This window comes from Spirulina sp. 06S082 (assembly GCF_034932145.1).
In the GTDB taxonomy this organism is placed as follows: domain Bacteria; phylum Cyanobacteriota; class Cyanobacteriia; order Cyanobacteriales; family Spirulinaceae; genus CCY15215.
In genome coordinates this window covers 1-752 of sequence record NZ_JAYGHV010000272.1, presented here as the reverse complement: position 1 = coordinate 752, position 752 = coordinate 1, and the positions used below count along the sequence as shown (strand labels likewise).

General features: G+C 68.6%; 2 protein-coding genes. Both read left to right on the top strand.

Going from position 1 to position 752, the window contains the following annotated elements; all coding sequences use genetic code 11:
- Window positions 1-172, top strand: a 172-nt coding sequence (locus VB714_RS27475; RefSeq protein WP_416309702.1) for a (d)CMP kinase, incomplete at its 5' end; no start/stop codon positions are given.
- Window positions 173-198: 26 nt separating this feature from the next.
- A partial coding sequence (locus VB714_RS15530) for a GTPase (protein ID WP_323225541.1) occupies window positions 199-752 on the top strand: 554 nt, incomplete at its 3' end.

Sequence of the window (752 nt, the reverse complement as noted above, 5' to 3'; positions counted from 1 at the left end):
TGCGAGTGAAGTACTCGCCGCCCAGAACGAAAGGGACCGCCGTGACAGCGAGCGCGAGCACGGTGCCCTCGTGACCGCCGAAGACGCGGTCGAGATCGACACCTCGGATCTCTCGATCGATGATGTCGTGAGCCGCATCGCCGGGCTTGTCGCCGAGCGCGGTCTGGCCTGAACGTGGCGTCGGTCCCCACAGTCGCCGTGGTCGGATTCCCGAACGTCGGCAAGAGCACTCTGGTCAACCGCCTGGCCGGTGGCCGCGAGGCCGTGGTCCACAGCGAAGCCGGCGTCACCCGGGACCGCAAGCGCGTGCGCTGTGAATGGAACGGACGGGAATTCGACCTGCTCGACACCGGCGGTATCGACCTCGAGGACGAATCGGAGATGGCCGCCGACATCCAGCGTCAGGCTCGACTCGGCATGGAAGAGGCCGACGCGATCGTGCTGGTGGCCGACGGAAGGTCCGGGCTGCGCTCCGGCGATACCGACATGGCGCGGCAACTGAGGGCTTCACCGGTCCCGGTGGTCGTCGCGGTCAACAAGGCTGACCGCGCGGTCGACCAGTACGGCGCGGCGGAGTTCCACGCGCTCGGCCTGGGCGAACCGTTTCCGGTTTCGGCTACCCACGGGATGGGGACCGGAGACCTGCTTGATCGCATCGTCGACGCACTCGGCGACCGGCCGCCGCGGATAGAGGACGACGGCGCCGTGCGCGTGGCGGTGATCGGCAGGCCCAACGTCGGGAAGTCGTCGCT